A 23,375-nucleotide genomic window follows, 5' to 3' on the forward strand; every position below is an offset into this window, starting at 1 on the left:
GCCGCAGGCCCCCGTCCGGTCCGGCGGCGCCCGCCGGCGAGCGGACGCACAGGGGCCTGCGGCCGGGCGGCACGGACTGGAGCGGCACGCGGTCGAGCCCGGCCGGGGAGCGGGCGGCCTCGGTGTGAGCGTGCCACGGCCGTCGGGCAGGCTCAGCCCTCCAGGGAGTCCAGGGCCGCGCGCAGCCGGGCGGCCGCCTCGTCGGCGACGGCCGTCAGTACGGGCTGCCCGGTGACGCGGACCAGCAGTTGCGGGTCCATCGCCTCGACCAGGGTGCGCCCGTCGACCGCGCGGACCACGACGTTGCACGGCAGCAGCGGCCCGATGTGGCGGTCGGCCTGCAGGGCGCGGTGGGCCAGCGGCGGGTTGCAGGCGCCGAGGATCAGGTAGTCCTCGATCTCCTCGCCCGGCTTGGCCTGCAGGGTGGCCCGGACGTCGATCTCGGTGAGTACGCCGAAGCCCTGCTCGGCGAGGGCGGCGCGGACCCGGTCCACGGTCTCGGCGAAGGGCAGGTCGAGGGTGGCGGAGATCCCGTAGTCCGTGTCGTGCTCCGTTCCCGGTGCGCGGTCCGCGCGTCATGCTTCCGTCTCCACCGTGCCCCCGGGGGTATTTTTCGGGTCGTCGCCCGGGGCGCCCGTAGGCCGGTGCCCGTCGATTCGCGCGGGAGTTCGGCACGCCCGGACTATTGTCAGGAAACTTTACTTTTCACTAGGCTCTCGGCGGCGGCTTGGCGCGGCGCCCCCTCGATCGGGGCGTGACGCGCTCAGCGAGAGCTCTGACCCGGCCGCCGCGGTGGTGAGGGAACCACCGCTCGACCGGCGGGGATCGCGTGCGGGCCCCGCCGGAGTCCAGCTCTCGCCGTCGTTCGAGGTCAGGGAGTTCAGGGATGCGTCCCCAAGTCTCGGTAAGGCCTGTTCACATCGGAGTGTTCGCCGCGGTGCTCGTGCTGGTCGGCGGACTGTTGCTCGGCTGGTCCGGGCGGGCGGGAGCGGCGGCCGATCCGCTGCTCTCGCGGGGCAGGGCCGCCACGGCCTCGTCCGCGGAGGGCTCGTCCTACGCGGCGGGCATGGCGTTCGACGGGAACACCGGTACCCGGTGGGCGAGCGCGGAGGGGAAGGACCCGCAGTGGCTGCGGGTCGACCTCGGGGCGAACGCCACCGTCTCGCGGATCAAGCTCTCCTGGGAGGCCGCGTACGCGAAGGCGTACCGGCTGGAGGTGTCGGCGGACGGGGCGACCTGGACCACCGTCGCCGAGGAGAAGACCGGCAACGGCGGCACGGACGACTGGACCGGGCTGACCGGCAAGGGCCGGTACGTCCGGATGTACGGCACGGCCCGCGGCACGTCCTACGGGTACTCGCTGTTCGAGATGGAGGTCTACGGGGTCACGGACACCACGCCCTCGCCGACCGCCACGCCCTCGCCGACCGCCACGCCGTCGCCGACCGGGACCGCCCCGGGCGGGGCGTTCACCGTCGTCGCGGCCGGTGACATCGCGGCGCAGTGCACCGCCTCGGACAGCGCCTGCGCGCACCCGAAGACCGCCGTCCTCGCCCGGAAGATCGACCCGAAGTTCTATCTGACGATGGGTGACAACCAGTACGACGACGCCCGGCTGTCGGACTTCCGCGCCTACTACGACAAGAGCTGGGGCGCGTTCAAGGCGAAGACCCACCCCGTCCCCGGCAACCACGAGACCTACGACCCGGCCGGCTCGCTCTCCGGGTACAAGGCGTACTTCGGCAGCATCGCCTACCCGCAGGGCAAGAGCTGGTACAGCTTCGACGAGGGGAACTGGCACTTCGTCGCCCTCGACTCCAACGCCTTCGACCAGAGCGCCCAGATCGACTGGCTCAAGGCCGACCTCGCGGCCAACACCCGCAAGTGCGTCGCCGCCTACTGGCACCACCCGCTGTACTCCTCCGGCGGGCACGGCAACGACCCGGTCTCCCGGCCGGTGTGGCGGATCCTCTACGACGCCCGGGCGGACCTGGTGCTCAACGGGCACGACCACCACTACGAGCGGTTCGCCCCGCAGGACCCGGACGGGAAGGCCACCGCCGACGGGATCGTCGAGATCGTCGGCGGGATGGGCGGCGCCGAACCGTACCCGATCGAGCAGGTCCAGCCGAACAGCCAGAAGCGGATCAGCGGCGACTACGGCGTGCTGAAGCTGGACCTCACCGACTCCGGGTACGGCTGGAGCTTCGTCGGAACGGACGGCAAGGCCAAGGACACCAGCCCGACCTACAGCTGCCACTGATGATGTACCTGGCCACCACGGGCCGTCGTCCGGACGCGCCGCCCCGCCCCACCGGGGTGGGGCGGCGCGTCCCGGGCACGGTCGTCGCGCTCGGCGCGGTCAGCCTGGTCACGGACGTCTCCTCGGAGATGGTCACCGCCGTGCTGCCGCTCTACCTGGTCCTGGGCCTCGGCCTCTCGCCCCTCCAGTTCGGCTTCCTCGACGGACTGTTCAACGGAGCCACGGCACTGGTCCGGCTCCTCGGCGGGCGACTCGCCGATCGCGGCTCCGGCCGGCACCGGACCGTCGCCGGGGCCGGCTACCTGCTGTCGGCACTCTCCCGGCTGGGCCTGCTGATGGCCGGCGGGGCCGCCGGCGGCATCGCCGCCGCGCTGGCCGCGGACCGGCTCGGCAAGGGCGTGCGCACCGCACCCCGGGACGCGATGATCACGCTCAGCGCACCGCCGGAGACCCTCGGCCGGGCGTTCGGCGTGCACCGGGCGATGGACACGACCGGGGCGCTGCTCGGCCCGCTGGTCGCCTTCGTGGTGCTGTGGGCGACCGCGGACGCGTACGACGCGGTGTTCGTGGTCAGCTTCGCCACCGGCCTGCTCGGTGTCGTGGTGCTGGGCCTCTTCGTCCCGGCCGACCCGTCGGCACCGCTGCCGCGGGCCGCATCGACCCGCCCGGTCCCGGCCGCGCTCCCGGCCGCGCTCCCGGCCGCGCTCCCGGCCGCGGGGCCGGCCGCGGGGCCGAACGCCGCACCCGGCACGGCCGGCCCGACCGGCACGGCCGCCCGGTCGACTGCCGACCCCGCCTTCCGGCGGGTGGTCGCGGCCGCCGCGCTGCTGGGCGCCGCGACCGTCGGCGACTCCTTCCTCTACCTCCTGCTCCAACGCGGCCTCGACCTGTCGGCCGCGCTCTTCCCCCTGCTGCCGCTCGGCGCGGCGGCCTGCTACCTGCTGCTCGCCGTCCCCGCCGGGCGGATCGCGGACCGCGCCGGACGGCGGATCCCGTTCCTCCTCGGCCACGGCGCGCTGCTCGCCGCCTACCTGACGCTCCTGGCCCCGTCGGGCCTGCCGACCGCCGTGCTGGTCCTGGTCCTCCTCGGCGTCTTCTACGCCGCCACCGACGGCGTGCTGATGGCGCTGGCGGCGCCCGCGCTCCCGGCCGCCGGACGGGCGAGCGGCCTCGCCGTCCTGCAGACCGGACAGGCCCTGGCCCGCCTGGTCGGCGCGGCCGGGTTCGGCGCGGCCTGGACGTGGTGGGGGCCGCGCCCGGCCCTCGTCGCGGCCGCCCTCGCCCTGGCCACCGCACTCACCGCCGCCTGGCGGATCCTCCCGGGAAGTAAGGCGCGCCGATGAAATCGCGAACGGTCCTGCTGGTCCTCGCCGCCCTCGTCCTCCTGGGCGGCTCCCTCGGCTACGTGGTGCACGCCCGCCAACGCGACGGCGGACCGCAACCCGTCTCCGCGGACGTCTCGTTCACGCTCGATCAGCCCGGTCTCTACTACCGCGACACCGCCACCGGCCGCGTCGCCCGCAGCCCGGGCGGCGAGCCCGGCGGCCCGTCCTGCGCCCGCTTCTACGCCGCGGGGGACCGCGCCCTGTGCCTGCGCGCCCTGCCGGGCACCCCCGCCCGGACCCAGGCGGTGGTCTACGACCGGCGGTTCACCGAGCTCCGGTCGGTGATCGTCCCCGGGATCCCCAACCGGGCCCGGGTCTCGCCCTCCGGCCAGGTGCTCTCCTGGACCACCTTCGCCGTCGGCGACTCCTACGCGGCGGACCGCTTCTCCACCCGCACCTCGATCCTCGACCTGCGCACCGGCTACCTGATCAAGTCCGTCGAGGAGATCCCGCTGACGATCGGCGGCACCCGCTACCACGCCGCCGACGTCAACTACTGGGGCGTCAACTTCGCCGCCGACGACAACCGCTTCTACGCCACCGTCTCCACCGCCGGCCGCACCCACCTCGTCGAGGGCGACCTCAAGGCCTGGTCGGCCCGCACCCTGCGGGAGAACGTGGAATGCCCCTCGCTCTCCCCGGACGGCACCCGGATCGCCTTCAAGAAGAAGGTCTCCGCCGATCCCGCCGCGCCCTGGCGCCTCCACGTCCTCGACCTGGCCGACCTCCACGAACACCCGCTGGCCGAGACCCGCAGCGTCGACGACCAGGCCGCCTGGCTCGACGACGCCACCCTCGCCTACGCCCTCCCGGCCCGGGCGGGCAAGGCCCCCGACGTCTGGGCCACCCCCGCCGACGGCACCGGCACGCCCCGCCTCCTCCTCCCCGGTGCCTCCTCCCCGGTCACCGTCCCGCCCCCGCCGGCCTGACGCCCGCCGCACCGGCCCGGGACGGTGGGCCGCGCCCGCCCCCGTGGACGAGGTGATCTCCGCGACGGCGCACCGGCTGCGGGCGGCCCTCGACGCGCACGGGCCGGCGCGCCGGCGCTCCACGTCCCAGGGCAGATGATATGGGGCAGCGGTGGGTGTGCGGGTTTGGGTGGTGACGGGACTGGGGTTTTGCTGGTTGGTTGAGAGGTTCTCGCGTTCGGGCGGGATGGGGTGGGGCCGGTCTGGCGGTGGGGTGATCGCGTTGACGTGGGGCTAGCGGGTCCGTGAGCTGTGGGTTTCGCGGGTGTGGTGAGAGTGGCGCTGTTCCATTGGGGGCTTTCTTGCTTGTGGCGGGTTCGGTGATAGCCCCGTAGGTGGGCGGATTGCTAGCGGGTGTGGCCTGTGGGGCGGGTGGCGGCTGAGATCTCGTTGAACCGGGGGGTGATCTTCGCGGTCAAGGGGCGTCTAATAGCCGGGGTGGAAGAGATGAAGTCGTCGCAGGTCAGCTGGCGTCCCGTCAACGGGAGAGCCGAACTCACCTTGCTTGTTGACACGCCTCGTGGTCCGTTCATGCGTCGAATACCTGATGCTCTGCCGTTGCCGGCCGGTGTCGAGCAGGGGCCCGGGGCCGAGATGGCAACCCGAAGGCAGTTCCCTCCTTCCCGCGCCCTGCCTTCTGCTTTTCCGCCCTGTCGACCAACAGCACGCGCCCAGATCGCCCGTACGGCGAACGCCGCGCTGCGCCCGTGCTGGACGTGTCGGGGCTCGATCGGGGGGAAGGAGGGCTCGAAGCTGGAGCTGGGGGAGAAGGCCGGTCCCGACCGGCTGGAGTGCCCCGAGTGCGAACGGGACCGCGCCGCAGCGGACTTGGGCCCGCTGGTGCTGCCGCTCCCGACCAGGCGCGAGCTGGTGGCCGCTCTGGTCTCCGCCCCGGTGGATCCGTGGTGGGAGGACCGCGTGCTGCACGCGAAGCTCTACCCGGCGAGGGGCCGCTAGGTGTGACCTGTTGGTTGTGGCGGGCGTGAAATGGCCCCATAGGCCGGGTTGTCTGGACCTTTGGTTGTGCCTGTTGGGGCTTCGGTGGGGTTGGTGTGGCCCGGGGTTTGGTGACTGTGTGTGGTGACAGGTCGGGTCGGGGGTGCTGGCGGGGTGGTGGCGGGGTGGGGTCCGGGGGTGGGGTGGGGCTGCTCGGGGGCCGGTGGGGTGTTGTGGGCCTGTATTTGGGGGTGAATTTCGCCGTTAATTCCGCCCGGTTGTTTTGGCGGATTGGCTGTCGGGTGGTGGTCTGAATTCGGGTCGGGATTTGCGGGGTGGGGGAGGTGGCGGGGGTTGGTGTTCGGTTTCGTCCGGGCCGTGCCCGGCCGTTCCCCGCCGGTGGCTGTGCCCGCCTTGCTGCGCCGTCGTCCGGGCCGCGCCGCCGTCCCGGCGGTGCGCGGGCCGGGGCCGCCGTTCGGTCCTGCTGCGCCCCTGCTCGGCTGCCGCCGTCCCGGGTCCGCCGTCCTGGCTGCCGGCCCGTCGTCCTGGTGTTGCGCGGTTGGTCCGGGGTGTCGGCCGTGGGCTGCTGGCTGTCTTGGGTGCAGCCCGTGCGCGCCCGCGGTCTGCACCACGAGGAACATCCCGGGTACGGGGATTTCAGTGGTTGAGGAGCCAGTGGATGAGGGTGGCGGTGGTGATGCTGGCGGTGGTGGAGGCGGCGGTGAGCAGGGCTCGGAGCGCGATGGCGCGGGCGAGCCGGCGGGCGCGGGCCAGTCGGCGGGCGCGGGTGCTGCAGGGCGGCGTGTTCGGTGCCATACGAAGACTCCTGTGAGGTGAGGGGGCCGGGTTGGACCGGGCTGTCCCTTCGTCAGGGTCGTATATGCAACTTCCTCGGCTGCCAGGTTGCTTGGCCCGCCGGGCGGTGCTGCGCCGCCGTCCCGGGAGCTGCTGGTGCCGGGTGCGGCTGGGTGGCTGTCAGGCCGCCCTGGAGGTGGATCTGGTGGTGGTCTGGGAGGCCGTCCCGGGCGCGGTTCTGGTGGTGGGTGGGGGGGGTTGTCGCGCTTGCTGTCGCGTTGCCTGTCGCGATGGGGTGTTGTCGTGTGGTGTGACGTGGGTGGATACCTCTGTTTCCCTGTGCGTGGTGTGGGTGCGACAGGGTTATGGAGCAGCGGTGGGTGTGCGGTTCGGGGTGGTGGTGGGGCTGTGGTTTTGCTGGTTGGTTGAGATGTTCTTGTGTTCGGTCGGGATGGGGTGGGGCCGGTCTGGCGGTGGTTTGATCGCGTTGGCGAGGGGCTAGCGGATCTGTGGGCTGCGGGTTTCGCGGGTGTGGTGAGAGTGGTGCTGTTCTATTGAGGGCTTTCTCGTTCGTGGCGGGTTTGGTGATAGCCCCGTAGGCGGCTAGCGGGTGTGGGGTGTGGGGCCCGGTACTCCAGGGGCCCAGGGTCGGTCCGATGAGCGGTTGTTGTGGCGGTCGGGCTGTGGGGCGGGTGGCGGCTGAGATCTCGTTGAACGGGTGGGTGATCTTCGCGGCCTGGGGGCGTCTAATAGCCGGGGTGGAAGAGCCGAAGTCGTCGCAGGTCAGCTGGCGCCCCGTCAAGGGCGGCGCAGAACTCACTCTGGTCGTGGACACGCCTCGTGGCCTGTTCATGCGTCGAATACCTGATGCCCTGCCGTTGCCGGCCGATGTCGAGCAGGGCCCTGGGGCCGAGATGGCCACGCACGCGGCCGCCGCTACGTGGGGGCTGCCGGACTTCGTGTTCGTGCCCGCCCTCGCCCAGAAGGGTTCCGGCAGGCGCGAGCTCGGCGACCGGCTCCTGCTCGCGGGCCAACGCGCAGCCGTGGTCCAGGTCAAGAGCCGTTCCGTCGCCCCCAAGGCCGATGACGCCGAACGGACCTGGATCAACAAGGTCGCAGGGAAGGCCGTGCGGCAGGCCAAGGGAACCGTGCGCATGCTGCGCCTGGCCGAAGCCGACTTCGTCAACGGCCGCGGCCGCACCCTGACCGTGCGCGGACAGGACTACGAGTGGATCGCCGTCGTGGTCCTGGACCACCACCAGGTCCCCGCGGGCACCCTCGCGCGCTGGGAAGACCCCGGAATGCCAGCGATCGCTGTGACCCGCCGCGACTGGGACTTCCTCTTCGACCAGCTCCGCTCCACGACCGCTGTCCTCGACTACCTCTTCCGGGCGGCCGGCCAGCCGCAGGCCGCTCTCGATGACGAGCCCGTGCGGTACTACGAGCTCGCTGCAGCCGACGCCGCCGCTGCGCCCGGTTCCGTTGACACGAGCCTGGTGGGAGAGGGCGGCCGGTCGTGGTCTGCTCCCCTGCTGCCCCAAGTCCCGGCCGGCAAGGACGACACCCGTGCCCACATGATGACCCGGATCCTTCTGGAGGACATCGCGCGCAGCCCCTTGCCCGCCTACGCGACGGAGGCAGACCGCCACCTCATGCTGTCCGACCTCGACCGCTTGCCCGTGTCGGCCCGCACCGAGTGGGGCCACTTGCTCCTCGAGATGCTCGATGATGTCCCCAACGTGGCCCAGGACGAACACAAATGGCGCTTCAGACGGCAGCTGGACTCCGACGGCAGACGCCAGCTCATCCTCGGCTCCAGCACCCGATTCAGCGATCTGGTGCAGCGGGCCTTCGCCGGCTACGTGCAGCTGCGCCAGCACGAGGCCGTTGAACGCACCGGCGATCCCGAGAACGTCTCCACGCTCGGGGTTCTGCTGACACCGCGTACCGACGGGCTGCGTCCCTGGGATACCACCGCGGTTCGTGTCAGCGGTCCCAGTGACCTCAGCGCCGAGGAGTTGGAGGGCTACCGGTCTTTGTGGAACGGCACGTTCGAAGAGGGGCGTGCCCGTTTTCCGGCCCCACCCGCAAGCACCCCATGACGGCGGCCTGAAACCGTGGTCCAGCCCCATCGCGCTGCGCTCGGCGGGCATGAGGTGCCGCTGCCCGGTCAGCCCTGCCCCGCGGTCGTGGGGGACCGGTTGACGACTGCTTGGACGTGACCTGCTTCAGTTGGTGTCGTCGGCGTGGGTGCGTGCTGTCCGGAAGGCGGTACGGCGGGGTGACGGTGTGCTGGGCTTTTGGGTGTGGTGGTGGATCCATGTCCACAGGGGGTCGGCGTCGGAGGGGGCCAGGCGGGGGAGCCCGAGTCGGGTGGCGGTGTGGTGGAGGAACGCGGTGATGGCGGGGTGGGTGTGGCGGCGGGGGCCGTCGTGGTTGTCGGGGGTGAGGAGTGCGCGGTGGTGGTGGAGGACGCGGGCGAGGGTGACGGTTTCGGGGTAGGTGGTGGCGTCTCGGGCGAGGAGTGCCCATGAGGTGCGCGGTGTGAGACGGGGATTGGTGGCGGCGAGGGTGCTGGTGCGTCGGTGCCACCGCGGGGCTGCGTGTTGCTGGTGGTCGTACCAGCGGGTGGTGATGGTCTGGGCCCAGCTCCAGGCGAGGTCCGCGCCGCGCCGACGCAGCAGGCGCTGGTGGGCGCGTTGCGCGTGCTGGAGTTCGGGTAGCGCGGCCACGTTGAGGATGTGGCCGTGCTCGCCTGTGGTGGGCCAGGTGTGGTGGCGGGTGCACAGGCGTTGGTGGTCGGGGGTGTAGGCCCAGGCTGTGGGGGTGGCGCCTTGGGTGTGGTGCAGGACGCAGGCGGGGCATGCGGCGATGGGTGGTTGCCGGTGGCGTGGGGTGCGCTGCCAGGTGATGTGGGGCAGTTCGTGGCCGCTGCCGGGCCTGGCCGGGCGGGTGCTGGCGACGGGTTCCCAGTGGGGCAGGGCCTGGGCGAGGTGGGGATGTGGGATGCGGGCGAGGGCCGCGATGCGTACCTGGGCGGCGCGGTTGGGGTGGAGTTCGGCGCCGGGCACGGTGGCGAGGCTTCTGCCTTGCGCGTCGACGGCGATCGCGAGGGCGTCGAGGAGTTGGGGCAGGTTCTGCCGGTAGGAGTGTGCCAGGCGGGTGAGGTAGGAGGCGGTGCTCTCACGCGGCAGGGGCCGTACGCGCTGGCATCCGGGGGTGACGGGAGGCGCGTAGACCGTGACCGTCATTGCCGGGCGGTGGTGCGCGTGGGGATGTGGGGGCGGTGCTGTTCCTCGGCGAGGTGGTCGAGGTCGATGTCGTCCAGGACGGCGCGGGTGATGCGTTCGGTGCCGTCCAGGATGGTGGTGATGGCGGCTTGGCGCACCAGGCGTGAGAGGCTGCCGATTCTGCCGCCGGTGCGGGCGTGGAGGTAGCCGGCCAGGCGGGGCAGGGTGCCGGGGCGGTGGTGGTCGAGGTCGAGGGCGTTGTCCATGGCGGCAGCCAGTTCGCGGAACGGTTCGCGGGTGCCGTGGCGAAGCGGGAGTGCGCCGGTGTCGATGAGGCTGGCGCGGGCGGCGAGCTGTTGTCCGCGTACGCCGGTGAACAGCGGGGTGTCGGTGACGTCGATTCCGGCGTAGAGGAACGTCGCCCGGATGCGTTCGGTGAGGTCTTTCAGGAGGTCGGCGGCGTCGGCGCCGGTGCTGGTGCGGGGGTTGAGGCGGTGGATCTCGTCGATGAGGACGAGGCGTACCCGGGCGGCGGCGTAGGTGTGGCAGACGGCGGTGGTGATCTGGGCTTGTGTCATCCGGGCGGTGACGGGGATGCCGAGGTAGCGGGCGAACTCTGCGGCGAGGGTCTTGGCGGTCGCGCCCGGCGGTACCAGGATGTATGCGACCGGCACGGTGCCCCTGCTCGCGTCGGCGCCGGCGCGGGCGTGTGAGGCCAGGTGGCAGGCGCGCCCGATGTGCAGGATGGCGGTGGTCTTGCCGCACGCGGCCGGCCCGGTGACGATCAGGGAGGGCCGGGCGGTGGTGTCCTGGTGGCGTCCCAGGACCATCAGGGTGCGCACGGTGCGCGAGACCTTGTCGATGGCGGGGGTCTGCACGGTGACGAACCTGGAGTGGTAGGCGAGCTTGTCCTCCGAGCTGCGCGGCGGCGCACCGGGAGCGGGCGGGGCGGGCACCGGTGTGTCGACGAACCGCTGGAAGCCGTCCCAGGTCGAGCAGCTGTAGGCCCAGTCGTCCTCCTGCGTGTCCGCCGGCCCGGTTCCCGTGCCGCGGCCCGCCCACGGGACCGAGGCCGCCGGGAGCGCCGCATACGACGGTCCGGCGGCTTCACGCGGGCCGGGGTCGCCTTGCCCCGGGGCGGGCCGCCCGTTCCTGCCCGGCCTGGCCGCCCCGCGGTGCCCGGAACCGCCGGGCACGGTGTCGTTCGTGCTGCGCCTCACCACTGTTCGGCCTCCAGACGGGCGTTGTAGAGGGGGAAGCCGGTCTCGGGCTCCTCGTCGCCAAGTTCGTCCATGTCCGTGTCCGCCTCCGCGTCGTCCAGGGAATCGGCCCAGGGCCGCCAGGGGCTGGAGCCGTCGTCCCGCTCGGAGTCCCGGAGGCCGGTGGCCTGCTGCGGCACCGGGCCCATGCCCTCTCCTTGGCGCGCGTTCTTCCGGCCGGGGTCCGTTCCGCTCGCCGCCCCCGCTTCCATGGTGGCGGTGGTGATGGTGTCGAGTGCGTCGGCAGGGCGGGCGGTGCCGGTGATGTGGCGTGCGGTGCGGGCTCGCTCGTTGCTGTTCGTGTTCGCGGTGCGGGCGCGCAGCAGGAGGTCGTCGAGGGCGCGTACGAGGGCGGCTTCGTAGTGGTCGCGGTCGGGGCGGCGGGCGACCTGGGTCTTGAGGTATTGCCAGATGTGGTCGTTGAACGGGCTGGTCGCGTGGTCGCGGTGGATCCAGGGGATCTCGGTGAGCTTGCCGTTCGGCAGCCGGATCCAGACCTGGCGCAGGTCGTGGGGGTTGTGGTGCACCTCCCATTTGCCGCCTTGGCCGGTGACGGGGGAGGGGTGGCCGCGGTGCGGGTTCAGGACGGCGTGGTCGTAGGTGCGGTGGTCCACGCGGATGCCGCGGTCGGTGACGGCCTTCCACACCACGGGCAGCAGTTCGGTGTAGTCGTCGCCGCTCAAAGGGACGGGTAGGTAGCCGCACGTCGCGACCAGGGCGCCCCACATCTCGTTGGGTGACAGGCAGGCCCGGGGCATCATGGGGTGCCGCAGTCCTTCGTGGGGGCGGTTCTGCCAGCCGGCGGTGATCCATTCATCGAGCAGGTCCTGTAGCTGGGGGAGTGTCCAGCGGGCCTGGGAGGCGACGTCGCGGCCGCGGCGGGTGACGTTGGAGCCGGTGTATCCGGCGACGTACTGGCACAGCAGGGTGTTGATGGAGCCGAAGGTGCGCTCCACCGGCCCCTTGGCGGCCGGCTGGCGGGGCGGGGCGCTCTGCACGCTCACCCCCAGCGTCTCGCACGCGGCCAGGAACGCCTCGGACACGAAGACCTTCCCGCGGTCGACGACGACGGTCTCCGGCACGATGACCGGCCGCGCGGCCGCTCCTTTCAGCCGTGCGTCCAGGGTCAGCAGCCGATCGTAGGGAACGGCCGCGTGCGACAGCTCCAGGGCCTTCGGCCAGCCGGGGCGCATCGGGTGGGGTACTGCCATCTCCGCGAGCAGCAGAGCTGCGTCCACCGCCTTGGTCGAGGCCGGCCGCAGGACGGCCGCCAGGATGGAGCGCGTTGCGACGTCGAGGACGATCGTGAGTTCGGGCCGGCCGACGACGCCCTGGTCGAAGACCACCATGATGTCGAGGCGGGTGGTGTCGAGCATGACCTGCTCGCCGGGGCGCAGCACGTTCGTCGGAGTGAACGGCGCCGTGGGGACGGTGGCCGTTCTGGCGGGGCGTCCGGGAAGCTCTCTCGGGTCGGCGAGCGAGCGGACCAGCCGGTAGAACGTCGCGGGCGCCGGCATCGTCACCGTGCCCGGTCCGTGTGCCTCGTCCAGGATCTCCATCGTCAGCCGCCGCAGCCCCGCCACCGTCCCCTTGGACTGGCCGCGCTGGCGGCGCAGGGCATCCAGGACTGCGACCACCACCCGCTCGTCCGCGCGCCCGGTACGGCTGGAGCCGCGCGTGGTGCGGTGGTCCACCAGCCCCCACAGTCCCCGCTGCCGGTAGTTGGCGCGCATCCGCACCACTGTCGCCCGGCTCACCTTCGGCCAGCCGAGCGCGGTCAGCTCCTCGGCCTTGGCCTGCTCCCGTTCGGCCATCGACCGCCGCGCAGGGTCGTACGCGGGGCGCGGCACCCCCGATGCGCCCGGCCCCGCCGGCAGTCCGCACTCCACCTCCTGGATGTGCCGCTGCCACGCCAGCGCCCGCTCCCGCTGACGCTCCGACACCCCCTCGAACAACCCCCACTGCGGCGCCCCCGGCACCGCCTGCGCGCCCACCACCCGAAACCCCGGCGACCCGCACAGGTGCCGCAAGTCCACCGCGGCCGCCGCGCCCTGCTCGTCGACCAGCCGCACCACGGACGCCTCCAGGCCCACGACTTGCCAGGCCCGGTCCTCGAACAGCACATGGCAGCCCACCGCGACCACCGGACGCCAACTCCCGCTCACGCCCCCACCCCCGGCCGCGCCATCCCTGCCAGCTGCTCCTGTCCACCACCGGTGCGCCCCGGTCCGACGAGGACCCGCTCGTGCAGCGGCTTGCCCAGCTCGACGCCCAGATGCCCGGACCACAGGCAGTGGAAGACCACCGGCCACACCTCCAGCGGGTCCCCGACCGCCCGTACCCCCTCGACCAGCGGCCGCCGCTCGGCGAACGCCTCGAGCACGGCCTGGGCCAGCCCGGCCCGGCCCAGGTGGCGCGGATGCCGGTATCCCGCCAGCCACCGCACGTTGGCCGCCATCACCGGATCCGGCGGCCCAAGCCGCCGGTACACCCATCCCACCTGCCCGCATGCCTCGGTCAGCGCCCGCGCGGCCCCCCGCGCCGCGTCCCCGCCCGCCCGGTCGCCAGCGGGACAGTCCGCGAGCAGCCCGGTCCCGTCGGCGTAGCGGGCGAACAGCTGAGGCACCCACGAGCGCACCCGGCCGTCCCCCTCTCGCCACACCAGCCGCACCGCCCGCGCGGACAGCCCCACCACCTGCGGGTCGCGGTCCAGCAGCATCAGCCGCACGCGCATCGCCGCCGACCCGTGCGCCACCAGCCGCCCCGACGTCGCCGACCACCACCAGCCCGGGCCCCACCGCTTGCCCGCAAGCGCGGGAAACCCGGACACCGGCGCCAGATCCTCGAACCGCACCGCGGCCGCCGCCTGCTCCCAGCGCCACTGCACCACCCGGCCCGCAACCGGCGCGAACGCCGCCTCGAACCCCGCCGCCCCCGCAGACCGAACGGCCCCGGCCACTGCTCCCAAATCACTCACGCGAGCAGTCAAATAGCCGAGACAGCCGCAGATACGGCAATCGCCGGCACCTCACCCATACGAGCGGAAAACCCGATGAACCGCCGCTGCCACCACACCCGAGACGCTACAGACCGCAAGATGGGAAAGCCGTGCCCAAGGGCGCCCCACGGTCCCGGCGTTCCCCCGCCTCGTACGTTTCGACGTCCATCTGGAGGTCCTCGGCAGGGACGCCGGTCCAGTCGCTGAGTGCCTGCAGCGGGACTCCGGCCCGCAGGGCCGCGGCCGTGGTCTCCAGCAGCGCCTGGTCGACGAGTTCGGCGCTGCGGGCCAGAGCCTGCACAAGGTCGCGGCTGACGGCGGCAACCCGCCCACTGTCGTCCGGGTGCGAGGCATCGAGCGACTCGGCAGCTTCGCGGATCAGGCGCGCGATGCGCTCACGCTCTCCCACGGGCACCGCTGATCTCCAGCTGATGGTGCCATCGGCCCGCTGGGTCAGTTTCCGCAACTGCGCCGCCACGGAGACCGGCTGGTCCTCGCGCCTGACCCACCACGGGTCCGAGATCCGCTCGCCGCTGTGGCCGGCGCCGCGGCGCCGGCGCACGAGCGCTCCCCACCAGGCGGTGAGCGCGCTGCTGCCGGGGACCGCGCCGACCTCACCGAGCCAGGGGCGGGCGAGCCTGCGGCCGAGCTCTCGGCACAGCGCCCCGTCGGGCGGGAAGGGACGGATCCGCTCGGCACCGCTGTCCTGCCACACCAACTCCGCCACCACCGGGTCCACCAGGGCCCCGGCGACCGTGACGACCTCGGGGAACGTCGCGGCCTCCCGGGCCACCGCCCGCCACCACCAGAACCCGGGCCCCGCATCCCCGCCGGCCAGGCCGTGCAGCCGGGCCGGCCAGATCCGCTCCTGCTCCCACCCCAGGGCGAGATCCCACCACTGGCACACCACCGCATACGCCACCGCGAACACCTCCCCGGGCCCCACCCCCGCCCGCACCGCGTGCCTTGCCACCCGGACCCACCGCCGCTGCGCCGCGGCGATCTCCGGCAGCCCGCGCACGTCCAGGCACTCCAGCGGCTGGTCCGCGTCAGCATCCAGCAGCCACCGCCCGTGCAGCGCACACACCCGTTCCCACCGCTGCGCGTACCGCGCCACCCGCACCGCAGCCCCGGTCCGCCGCGCCGCACACGACCGGCACCCGAACGCCACCGGCCCCACCACCGCACCGCCCACCCGCCACACCGCCCCAGGACCGTTCCCGCCCGTCCGCGAGGCCGGCTTCCCGTCCTCCAGCCCCCACGAGGGCAGCACCCTCCCCAACAGTTCCTCGCCGACTCCGCACAACCCGGCCAGCACCCGTTGCCCGCCCGCGTCCAGCAGCACCTCGGCGTCCGCCCGAGGCGCACCGCCCTCGTGCCGCGGCCGCTGGCCGCGCCACTGCCAGCACGTCAGAAGGGCGCCCTCGTCCAGGCCGTAGCGGGCGGCGAGCCGGCCAAGAAGCGAGAAGGTCGTCTCCCCGGGGAGAGGCGACACACGGAAGACGCCGGAAACCATGACCCCAGGCTTCCGGAGAAAGGCGGCCGACGACGCGTGTTCCCCGTTCCCCATGCTCACCAGCTACCGAACCCGCGTCACCCAAATTAGCGAATCAGCCATGACTTATGGAAAATATCCATGCCACATGGATATGATGCCGTGTATGGCACTCAGTACGTTGGAAACGCTGCGGCTCACCATCGCCGCGATCAGGCAGCGCACCGGCGAGAGCCAGCGTGATCTCGCCATCGCGCTCGGCCTGACCCAGGACAAGGTCAGCCGCCGTCAGAGCGGCGCGCAGCCGTGGTCCCTGGACGAGGTCGACGCGCTGGCCGGCCACTGGGGGATGGGACCGCTGGATCTGCTCGCCGGGCCGACCCACGCCGCCCAGTCCCTCACCTGGCCGCCCGGCACCGCCGCGCCGGCTCCCGCGGCCTCCCCGGTGCCGCCGACGTTCGCCGCCCAGGCCGCGCCCGGCCCGGTGGTCCCGCTCCCCGTGCCGACCGCCCCCGCAGCCCCGGCGCGGCGCCCGGCGGAGGACCCGGCCCCGGCCACCGCCGCCGAGGAGCCCCCGGTCGGCGCGGGGCCGGCCGTGAGCCCGGACGAGCAGCTCCTTGTCGATGCCGCCCTGGTCGGCTCGCCCAGCGCCGACTACGACCGGGGCCCGGACGGCCGGCCACTGCTCCACCCGGCCGCGCCGTGCGAGCAGTGCGGACGCCCCGTCACCCACCGGATCGGCGGCCGCCCGCTCCACCTCGGCGGCTGGTGCACCCCCACCGAGGACGGAGCGACCGAAGCGACCGTGGTACCGCGGCGGGCCGTCGTCGGCACCGACCCGGCTCCCGCCCCCGCCGACCACGCTGCTCCCGCCCTTGCCCCGGCCGCCGGCCCCGAAACCCCGGCCACCGACATCGACCAGGCCGACGTCGTCGCCGTCCCGGCCACCACCCCGGTGACCGCCGTGCCCGGCCCCGTGCCCCCGGCCTCGGCCTCTGCGCCGTCCGCTGCGCCCCGGTCGTCGGGTCCCAGCGCGCGCAGCCGGGAGTACGCCGGTACGGGCCGGGAGTTGGGCTACTACCTCGACATGATCACCTCGGCGGTCGAGCAGGCCTTGGAGGAGCACGACGGTGACACCGAGGCGGCGTCCGCGGCGCTCGAAAAGAAGGCCATTCCGAATGCGATGACGCTGTTCGACGCGACCCGGGTCGGCGCCGCGTACGAGCACACCGCCTATCCGGAACGTCTGGAATTCCTCTCCAAGAAATCCCGGAACGGCGCCGACGAAATCTGGGAGGGCCGCCACAAGTGGGAGAACGCCCCGCTGATGGCGCGGCTGAAGGCCGGCACTCTCGCCGAGATCGCGGTCGACGTCCTGGACACCAACGCCGCCTACTGCTCCGCCCTGAAGACGCACCTGCCGATCGGCGCGCTCCAGCACCGCCCGGACGGCGGCTGGGACCCCAAGCGCTCCGGTGCCTACCTGCTGCCGCAGCGTCCGGCCTGGGAGCACCCGCACCTGCCGGACCCGATCGGCAACCGCCACGAGGGCGGGCCGGTGCTCCTGGACGAGGCGACCGTGCGGCTGCTGATCCGCTGCCACAAACTCGGCCTCGCCGAAGCCCCGCACATCACCGAGGCCTGGACGTCCGGCGCCTCCGAGGGCCTGCTGGAGAAGTTCCGCCGGGTCCTCACCCAGGCCCGGGAAAACGCCATCGCCGACGGCGACACCGTCACCGAAAAATACGTCAAGGCGATGTACGCGAAATTCGCCTCCACCATCGGCGAATCCACCTACAATCGCGACATCCGCCGCCCCGACTGGATGCACATCATCCGCTCGCAGGCGTTCGCGAATCTCTGGTACAAGTCCCAGCGCGCCCACAAGGCCGGTCTCACGGTCGTCGCGCTGCGCGGAACCGACGAACTCCACGTCACCGGCGGCGAATGGCGAAAGGCCAACGGCGGCGTTTTCGAGGAGGGCCGCCTGACCACGCAGCTGAAACTCAAGGACCAGTACACCCTGCCCCGCACCCGGAACCGGAGCGCCTAAACAATGTCGACGGACGGATGGAAGAACTTCGGCCGCTACGGCGCCGACCGCGACCGCGGCAACGTTCACGGCTCGGTCGCGCTGGGACGGGCGCTGGAGGACGTCCTGGAACGCATGATCATCGAAGGGGGCATCAAGTCCCCGCCGTCCACCCGCCGCGGCCTGACCGCCCGGATGCGCTACCTGATGACCCACAAGGGCGGCCGCGAGGCCCTCACGGAGGCCGGCGTCACCGCCGCCGCCTCCACCATCCGCGCCTGGACGAAGGGAACCCAGCGTCCCCGCCCCGCGAACGCCGACGCCATCGACACCGCCTACTGGAACCTGCGCGCCGCCAACGTCCTGAACAACCCCGCGATCCTCAAGGCGTACCTGAACCGCGACGGCCGCGGCACCCGCATCGAGATCCACCCCATCAACCAGGACGTCGTCGACGAACCCCGCCGCCGCGACAACCTCCGCGTGCGCAGCTTCCAGGCCCGCTACATCTGGGACGACGCCGTCGACGCCCTCACCACCGGCGACGCCGACACCCTCGAATCCATCTGGGACGACATCATCGCCGACCTCGACTCCGACTACGGCGCCTACCAGTACGTCTCCCACGTCGGCCTCGGCGCCTGAACCACCCTGTAGGGTCTCGCGGCTCGTGTCGGAATCTCACGGTCGATGCCGGATGGAAGTCGGATCCGACACTGCGGTGAGACACCGCAGTTCAGCGGGCCGCGCCAGCGTCCACCGGTCGGCAGGGCCGACAATTCCGACACGCAGCTGAGACGCCGAGCGTCCGACACGACGTGCGACAGCGGGTAGACCCGCAGGTCGCGGGATCGTTGTCCGATACGAGCCGCGAGACCCTACACACCTGTAGGGCTGGCCCTTCCTGACACCGCCGAAGCAGCCACGCTCATCCGGACCCGCCGGATGTCGCTGACCGCCGCGGCACGCACCCTCGGCACCAGCCCAGAATGCCTCAGGATGGCCTTTGAGACGCGGCAGTAGCGCCTGCTCGCAGACACCAACTGCTGCGGCGCCGCGAGGGGATTCGACGCACCGGCCGGCTGCCGGGTCCGATGTGACCGGGCAGGAGCGTCACCCGTTCGACCAGACCTCTTCCTCCCGGCCTTCGGGCACGATCTGCCGCAAATCCGCACCGTGAAACATCCACACACGGAAGTAGACCTGTTCCTGGTCCATCACGAACAGCTGCACGAACTCAGGGTGCTCCCAGGCGATGCGCTCGACATGCGCCACCAGCCCAGCCAGGTCGGCATGGTTGAGCGCTCCGGCATAGACATCACACTCCGGGTACTTGCCGCCGCCCCAGTGCGTGTCGCTGCCGGTGGTCTCCTTGAGCGAGCCGACCCAGCCGACAGCGCCCGGGCCGAAGCCGCGCCGCGGGGCAGACGTCTGCAACCACTGACTCAGCTCCTCGACACCCGACCGATCATCCGGATCCACAGAAATCATGACGTTCGCAACGTGACTCACGCCAGGATTCAACACAATCGCTGGTTGTCCTGCTACTGAGTTCTCGCACGGTGAACCACGCGGAGGATCCGACGCGTGATCGCGGACAGGTTCGTACGACAGGTCACGCGGACTCGGCAGTAGCCGCAGGTCATGGCGCGACAATTCGAAACCGAAGCGCGGAACCTACACCACCCGCCACCAACCGGTGCCGCGCCCACCCCACCGGGCCCGGCACCGGCCCATCTCCCCAGCTCAGCCCCCACCCGGTGGCGTCACGACGCCGTGACGCCACCCCCGCTCCAACCGTCCGTCCGGCAGCCACCACCAGGCCGGCCGCCACCACCTGGTAGCGGCCGCCGTTGAACCCGTCGAACCCTCACCCCGAGGAGCAGCACGTGGAACCGCCCGTCAGCACCACCTCGCCGACCGTCTACGACTGGTGGGGCCAGGTCCCCGCCCACCTGCGCACGACCACCCAGCTCGCCGCCCTCGACCTCCCGCGCCAGCCCGCCGGCCCCGTGCGCGCGACCGTCACCGCCCGCAACCCCGCCGGCCGACCCGGCCCCTGGAACCTCTACAACATCCACGAGTCCGCGCCCACCGCGGCCACCGCCGCCCAGCTCGCCGCGGCCGCCGCCCGCCGCACCACCAACACCCGCACCTGCCACGACTGCGGCGCCCACCCCGAAACCCCCTGCACCCCCGCCCCCGGCGACAACCGGCCCCTGTGCGGCACCTGCACCCACATCCAGCGACTGCGCACCAGCCAGGCCCAGGCCCACGCCGCCGCCCAGCAGGCCGCCGCCACCGCCGCCCGCCTCCTCGACGACGAGGACCTGGTCGTCCTCCACATCCACTACACCCCCGGCCAGCCCACCGCAGCGGGCAACCCCCGCCCCCCGGCCGCCGCCCGCATCACCGCCCTCGACCACACCGGCGCCACCCTCTACGACCGCACCGTGCGCCTGACCGGCCCCCGCACCCCCGGCGCCCCCGCCCACGCCCACGCCCTCGACCCCGCCCCCGCCCTCGACGACCTCAACGCCCTGCTCCGCGGCCGCCCCGTCATCCACTGGACCCCCAGCGACCTCACCCCCCTACGCGACGCCCTCACCCGACTCAAGCTCAACCCCGACGTGCTCACCGAAAGCCGGGTGAACACCGCATCCATCGGCGTCACCGCCTGGCGCGCCGACCTCGACCCCACCACCGGCTGGCACCGCACCCCCACCGCGCCCGGCACAGTCGACCGCCTCCTGCTCCTCCTGCAGCGCATGGCCGCCGACGCCCCGCACACCGCCCAGCCGGACGGCCAGAACGGCCAGAACGGCCAGAACGGCCAGAACGGCCAGAACGGCCAGGACGGCCAGGAGGAGGAGCGCCTGTGACCACCGACAACGCGCCGCGGCTGGCACTCTTCCCCAACCGCCTGCGCCCCGCGCCCGACCGTCAGCGGCCTGGGCCGGGCCGTCCTCGACCGCCAGCCGGACGACGGCGCCATGTGGCTGCGCCGGACCGGCCGTGACGACATCCGCACCCTCCACCACGGCGCCCGCCCCGCCCAGGCCCGGGCGGAGAAGGACGTCACCGCCCGCCGACCGGCCGACCCGGCCCGTGATCGACCGGCCACCCGCCTCGTTGGACCGGCATGGACAACACGGACGACGACGACTTCGGGTTCGACCGGGTGCAGACGCACCCGGAACTGGGCACCGGCCCGCTCGGCTGCGCCGAGTGCGCGCGCACGCTGCTGATGTTCGAGAAGCCGGCCGGGCCGGGAGTGCTGGCCGCGCCGGGCGCCTGCCCGTCCTGCGGCACCCTGACATGTGACGTCGCCGCCCTGGTCGGCGTCCCCGCCGCCGTCGACCTGCCGACGCCCGCCGGCGAACGGCCGCCCCGGCCCACCGGACGCCACCGCCGCACCGACCAGTAGCCCGGCCAAGAGGCGGTGCGCGCCGCGGGCAATGGAGAGCGGCGCGCACCACCCCCAGGATTCTCCCCGGCCCGCTCGCCACCCCTCGCCCGGGGACGGGCCCGCCCCGGGCCACGTAGACACCACCGCAGGCACCACCGCAGGTACGTGCGCAGGCACCACCGCAGGCACCACCGTAGGTACCCCTGCCCTTCCACGGCAGATCCGCCATCGGCGCAGGTCAGACCACCTGTCAGACGCCCTGGAAATTCCGACAACCCCCTCTGTGCTGCCCTTCCTCCTGGCCCTGGTGAATGGATGGGTGGGTGGGGTGTGCGGTTGAACGGCGGGGGTTCCCACCCTGCGGGGCTGTCGACTCCGTGGTGCGTCCGGCGGTGCCGGCCGCAGTGAAGCGGGCCACCCCGACGCGACTCCCGACGTAGCCCCTGACGCAACTCCTGACGCGGCTCCCGACGCAGCTCCTGACGCCACCACCCCGGGCCGGAGCGCACCACGACATCGGCGCAGCTCGGACGGCCTGCCAGAGCCGCCGGAAATTCTGACAACCCTCTCCTGACGCCCCTTCTTCTCCTTTGTGTGGTTGGGCAGCGGGGGTTCGCGGCCCTGCGGGGCTCTTGGTTGGTGGTGCGTCCGGCGGGGCCGTCCGGCGCTGCGCTGGCCTCGGCTAGCCAGCCGCAGTCCGCAGCCAGCCCCAGCAGCACCACTGGAGCGTTCGACAGGGGAGCAGGGCGCAGCCAGCTCGGGGCGCGGCCGACCGGCCGCATCTTGTGAGATGCCTTGTGAACACCCTTGTCACTGGTCTTGTCAGCACCCTTGCGAGTGGTCTTGTGAGCACATGACGACCCGGCCGGGCGCACTATCACCGCAGGTCAGAGCACATGCGGAGCGGTCCGGAAACTCCGACAACCCCTTCTCTTCCGGTCCTTGGTCTTGGTGGTGGTCGGTTCGGTGTTCGCGCCTGCGGCGGGCCGTGGTCTCTCCGCGGCCGGCCCCAGCCGCCCGCGTCCCCGGGCCGCAGCCAGCCCCGCCGAGCGCTCCCGGCCGCAGCCCACCCGGGCAGGGAACCGGCGAGCCCGCACCCCGGGCCGCCCCACCCGGAGCCGCACGCCCCCGCCAGCAGCCACCAACACCCCGCCGCGCCCCTCCGCCCGGCCGGGCGGGCAGAGGGCCCGTACGGGGCGCCGGAGGCCGCCAGCGGGCCGGCGGGCGGTGTCCTGGGGTCGCTCGTGCCCCGTGCTGCGCCCCGCCCGGGCCGGGCCGTTCTCGGTGGGGCCGTTCTCGGCGGCCGCCGGGCCGCTGTCCGGGGTGGTGGCGGGAGGATTTCCTGTGCGGGGGCGTGAGCTCCGCCCCCCTGGACGGGAGGTTCTGCGGTCTCAAGGGGGTGTCTGCGGTCCTGTCCTGCCGCCCGGCCGGGCCCGGCGTGCTGCGCCCGGGTCGTGGTCCTGGGCGACGTCGGCGATGTCGCCGGTGTCGTCCTGGTGGTGCGCGTCGAGCCGGCGCCGTGCGGATCTGCTCGTTGCGAATCTGCGGTTTGTTGTCGCTGGGGGAGTGGTGGGTGTCACCGGGTGGCTTTGGCGGTGGTGTCCGGGGCGGGGAACTGGTGGGTGTCATCAAGGTGCGGAGGCATGGTGACATCAAGGGACGTCGCCCGGTGACACCTTGATGCATGTGCCCGGGTCGTGGTCCTGGGCGTCGCCGACGTTGCTGACGTCGTCCTGGTGGTGTGCGTCGAGCTGGCGCTGTCCGGGCCTGCTCGTCGGCGTCGCGTTCGGCTGCGCCCGGCCGGGTCGGTGCGGTCGTGCTGTCCCCGGGGCGCTGGGCCAGCCGGCGGTGCAGCGGGCCGCCGCCCGGCCCAGCGCCCCGGGTTATGGGGTTTTTGCATGGCGGGTTTTGATGGGGTTTTTGCATGGGGTGGATCGGTTCGGGGTTGGGTTTTTACTGGAATTCTGCGTCATATCGTCAACGGGTCGGTGCGGTGGTTTTCTGAGGGGGTGTGGGGTGGGTTTCCTGGGTCTGCACAGCTCCGGTGTGATGCATTCCGAAGGGGTCGTGCGGGGCGGGGCAGGGATTGCGGCGGGATTGGCTGACGAGGGTGTTCTGATACAGGGTCTGGTGGCATTGTCGGGAGGTTTCGGAGGGTCGGGAAAGGGTAATGGGTCTAGACCACTGTGGGAGGTCTGGACTACGTGGCGGAGAGTGACGTCGCTGGCGGGGTGGTCTTGCGCCGGGGTCGGCACTGTGACAGTGTGTGTCCGGTGTTGGGGTGTCCGGCCCCGGCCACGACGGGCAGGGGGACGGCGTCAAGGGCGAGGGCCCACCCCCTCCTCCCGGTCAGCCAGGCGCACGGAGTGCGCCAAAACCCCAACCGACCAGCAGAAATACTGCCCAGGCCGGGCCCGGACGGAGTGTCATGGGCCCGCCGGTGCGGAGCGCCGGCACCCCGACGGAGGGGCACCCGGCCGCCGAGCCGGACCCCCGGCGACCGGACGGCGGCGGAGCCGACGTCACACTCCGCTACTGCGCCCCGGAGGGGCGCCGCAACGCTCCGTCACGCTAGTGACGGCGCGTCATGTCTGCGGAGCAGACG

General features: G+C 72.7%; 17 protein-coding genes. 9 read left to right on the top strand and 8 right to left on the bottom strand.

All coding sequences use genetic code 11. From position 1 onward, the window contains the following. Nucleotides 1-152: 152 nt before the first annotated feature. Entirely contained in the window at nucleotides 153-494 is a 342-nt protein-coding gene (locus ACWGJO_RS34945; protein WP_452189768.1) for a DUF302 domain-containing protein, read from the bottom strand. A 392-nt stretch (nucleotides 495-886) separates the two neighbouring features. Here ACWGJO_RS34945 and ACWGJO_RS34950 point away from each other — a divergent pair, with 392 nt between their 5' ends. The 4 genes from ACWGJO_RS34950 (at nucleotide 887) to ACWGJO_RS34965 (ending at nucleotide 5,573) form a co-directional block, all read left to right on the top strand. Then, nucleotides 887-2,263 (top strand): discoidin domain-containing protein, encoded by a 1,377-nt coding sequence (locus ACWGJO_RS34950; RefSeq protein ID WP_452189769.1) that lies wholly within the window; start codon nucleotides 887-889, stop codon nucleotides 2,261-2,263. A gap of 2 nt (nucleotides 2,264-2,265) precedes the next feature. Then, nucleotides 2,266-3,606, top strand: coding sequence for an MFS transporter (locus ACWGJO_RS34955; protein ID WP_452189782.1), 1,341 nt, complete (start codon nucleotides 2,266-2,268; stop codon nucleotides 3,604-3,606). Beyond that, nucleotides 3,603-4,577: a hypothetical protein gene (locus ACWGJO_RS34960; RefSeq protein ID WP_452189770.1), complete on the top strand. Its 975-nt coding sequence runs from the start codon at nucleotides 3,603-3,605 to the stop codon at nucleotides 4,575-4,577. Before ACWGJO_RS34955 ends, ACWGJO_RS34960 begins: the two co-directional genes overlap by 4 nt. A 633-nt stretch (nucleotides 4,578-5,210) precedes the next feature. Next, nucleotides 5,211-5,573, top strand: coding sequence for a hypothetical protein (locus ACWGJO_RS34965; protein WP_452189771.1), 363 nt, complete (start codon nucleotides 5,211-5,213; stop codon nucleotides 5,571-5,573). A 636-nt stretch (nucleotides 5,574-6,209) separates the two neighbouring features. Here the strand turns inward: ACWGJO_RS34965 and ACWGJO_RS34970 are convergent. Continuing rightward, on the bottom strand, nucleotides 6,210-6,368 hold the full coding sequence (locus ACWGJO_RS34970; RefSeq protein ID WP_452189772.1) for a hypothetical protein: 159 nt from the start codon (nucleotides 6,366-6,368) through the stop codon (nucleotides 6,210-6,212). Between the two features lie 737 nt (nucleotides 6,369-7,105). On the opposite strand from ACWGJO_RS34970, the gene ACWGJO_RS34975 reads away from it, so the two are divergent. Further along, the gene (locus ACWGJO_RS34975; RefSeq protein ID WP_452189773.1) at nucleotides 7,106-8,449 is read left to right on the top strand and encodes a hypothetical protein; all 1,344 of its coding nucleotides are present in this window, start codon (nucleotides 7,106-7,108) and stop codon (nucleotides 8,447-8,449) included. A 126-nt stretch (nucleotides 8,450-8,575) separates the two neighbouring features. On the opposite strand, the gene ACWGJO_RS34980 is transcribed toward ACWGJO_RS34975, so the two are convergent. From ACWGJO_RS34980 to ACWGJO_RS35000, 5 genes are all read right to left on the bottom strand, one after another. Continuing rightward, the gene (locus ACWGJO_RS34980; RefSeq protein WP_452189774.1) at nucleotides 8,576-9,598 is read right to left on the bottom strand and encodes a TniQ family protein; all 1,023 of its coding nucleotides are present in this window, start codon (nucleotides 9,596-9,598) and stop codon (nucleotides 8,576-8,578) included. Continuing rightward, nucleotides 9,595-10,533, bottom strand: coding sequence for a TniB family NTP-binding protein (locus ACWGJO_RS34985; protein ID WP_452189783.1), 939 nt, complete (start codon nucleotides 10,531-10,533; stop codon nucleotides 9,595-9,597). Before ACWGJO_RS34985 ends, ACWGJO_RS34980 begins: the two co-directional genes overlap by 4 nt. A gap of 260 nt (nucleotides 10,534-10,793) precedes the next feature. Beyond that, a complete protein-coding gene (locus tag ACWGJO_RS34990) occupies nucleotides 10,794-13,001 on the bottom strand; it encodes a transposase (protein WP_452189775.1) in 2,208 nt (735 codons plus the stop codon). Then, nucleotides 12,998-13,813, bottom strand: a complete 816-nt coding sequence (locus tag ACWGJO_RS34995; protein ID WP_452189776.1) for a TnsA-like heteromeric transposase endonuclease subunit — start codon at nucleotides 13,811-13,813, stop codon at nucleotides 12,998-13,000. The genes ACWGJO_RS34990 and ACWGJO_RS34995 overlap by 4 nt, the downstream gene beginning before the upstream one ends. Before the next feature lie 106 nt (nucleotides 13,814-13,919). After that, a complete protein-coding gene (locus ACWGJO_RS35000; protein ID WP_452189777.1) occupies nucleotides 13,920-15,329 on the bottom strand; it encodes a DNA-binding protein in 1,410 nt (469 codons plus the stop codon). A 166-nt stretch (nucleotides 15,330-15,495) separates the two neighbouring features. Here ACWGJO_RS35000 and ACWGJO_RS35005 point away from each other — a divergent pair, with 166 nt between their 5' ends. Beyond that, nucleotides 15,496-17,382, top strand: coding sequence for an acyltransferase (locus tag ACWGJO_RS35005; protein WP_452189778.1), 1,887 nt, complete (start codon nucleotides 15,496-15,498; stop codon nucleotides 17,380-17,382). 3 nt (nucleotides 17,383-17,385) lie between these two features. Further along, nucleotides 17,386-18,006 (top strand): hypothetical protein, encoded by a 621-nt coding sequence (locus ACWGJO_RS35010; RefSeq protein WP_401055006.1) that lies wholly within the window; start codon nucleotides 17,386-17,388, stop codon nucleotides 18,004-18,006. 468 nt (nucleotides 18,007-18,474) lie between these two features. On the opposite strand, the gene ACWGJO_RS35015 is transcribed toward ACWGJO_RS35010, so the two are convergent. Continuing rightward, nucleotides 18,475-18,873: a squamosa promoter-binding protein 15 gene (locus ACWGJO_RS35015; protein ID WP_452189779.1), complete on the bottom strand. Its 399-nt coding sequence runs from the start codon at nucleotides 18,871-18,873 to the stop codon at nucleotides 18,475-18,477. Nucleotides 18,874-19,250: 377 nt separating this feature from the next. On the opposite strand from ACWGJO_RS35015, the gene ACWGJO_RS35020 reads away from it, so the two are divergent. Next, nucleotides 19,251-20,243: a hypothetical protein gene (locus ACWGJO_RS35020; RefSeq protein WP_452189780.1), complete on the top strand. Its 993-nt coding sequence runs from the start codon at nucleotides 19,251-19,253 to the stop codon at nucleotides 20,241-20,243. A gap of 260 nt (nucleotides 20,244-20,503) precedes the next feature. Further along, nucleotides 20,504-20,788: a hypothetical protein gene (locus ACWGJO_RS35025; RefSeq protein ID WP_452189781.1), complete on the top strand. Its 285-nt coding sequence runs from the start codon at nucleotides 20,504-20,506 to the stop codon at nucleotides 20,786-20,788. Nucleotides 20,789-23,375: the final 2,587 nt, after the last annotated feature.

The sequence above is a fragment of the Kitasatospora sp. NPDC054795 genome, assembly GCF_053611565.1.

What these genes read in the sequence shown, in the direction of transcription:
- ACWGJO_RS34970 (WP_452189772.1), bottom strand. Translation starts at nt 6,368, where the DNA reads ATGGCACCGAACACGCCGCCCTGCAGCACCCGCGCCCGCCGACTGGCC.
- ACWGJO_RS34965 (WP_452189771.1), top strand. Translation starts at nt 5,211, where the DNA reads ATGGCAACCCGAAGGCAGTTCCCTCCTTCCCGCGCCCTGCCTTCTGCT.
- ACWGJO_RS34955 (WP_452189782.1), top strand. Translation starts at nt 2,266, where the DNA reads ATGTACCTGGCCACCACGGGCCGTCGTCCGGACGCGCCGCCCCGCCCC.
- ACWGJO_RS34980 (WP_452189774.1), bottom strand. Translation starts at nt 9,598, where the DNA reads ATGACGGTCACGGTCTACGCGCCTCCCGTCACCCCCGGATGCCAGCGC.
- ACWGJO_RS34960 (WP_452189770.1), top strand. Translation starts at nt 3,603, where the DNA reads ATGAAATCGCGAACGGTCCTGCTGGTCCTCGCCGCCCTCGTCCTCCTG.
- ACWGJO_RS34950 (WP_452189769.1), top strand. Translation starts at nt 887, where the DNA reads ATGCGTCCCCAAGTCTCGGTAAGGCCTGTTCACATCGGAGTGTTCGCC.
- ACWGJO_RS35005 (WP_452189778.1), top strand. Translation starts at nt 15,496, where the DNA reads ATGGCACTCAGTACGTTGGAAACGCTGCGGCTCACCATCGCCGCGATC.
- ACWGJO_RS35010 (WP_401055006.1), top strand. Translation starts at nt 17,386, where the DNA reads ATGTCGACGGACGGATGGAAGAACTTCGGCCGCTACGGCGCCGACCGC.
- ACWGJO_RS35025 (WP_452189781.1), top strand. Translation starts at nt 20,504, where the DNA reads ATGGACAACACGGACGACGACGACTTCGGGTTCGACCGGGTGCAGACG.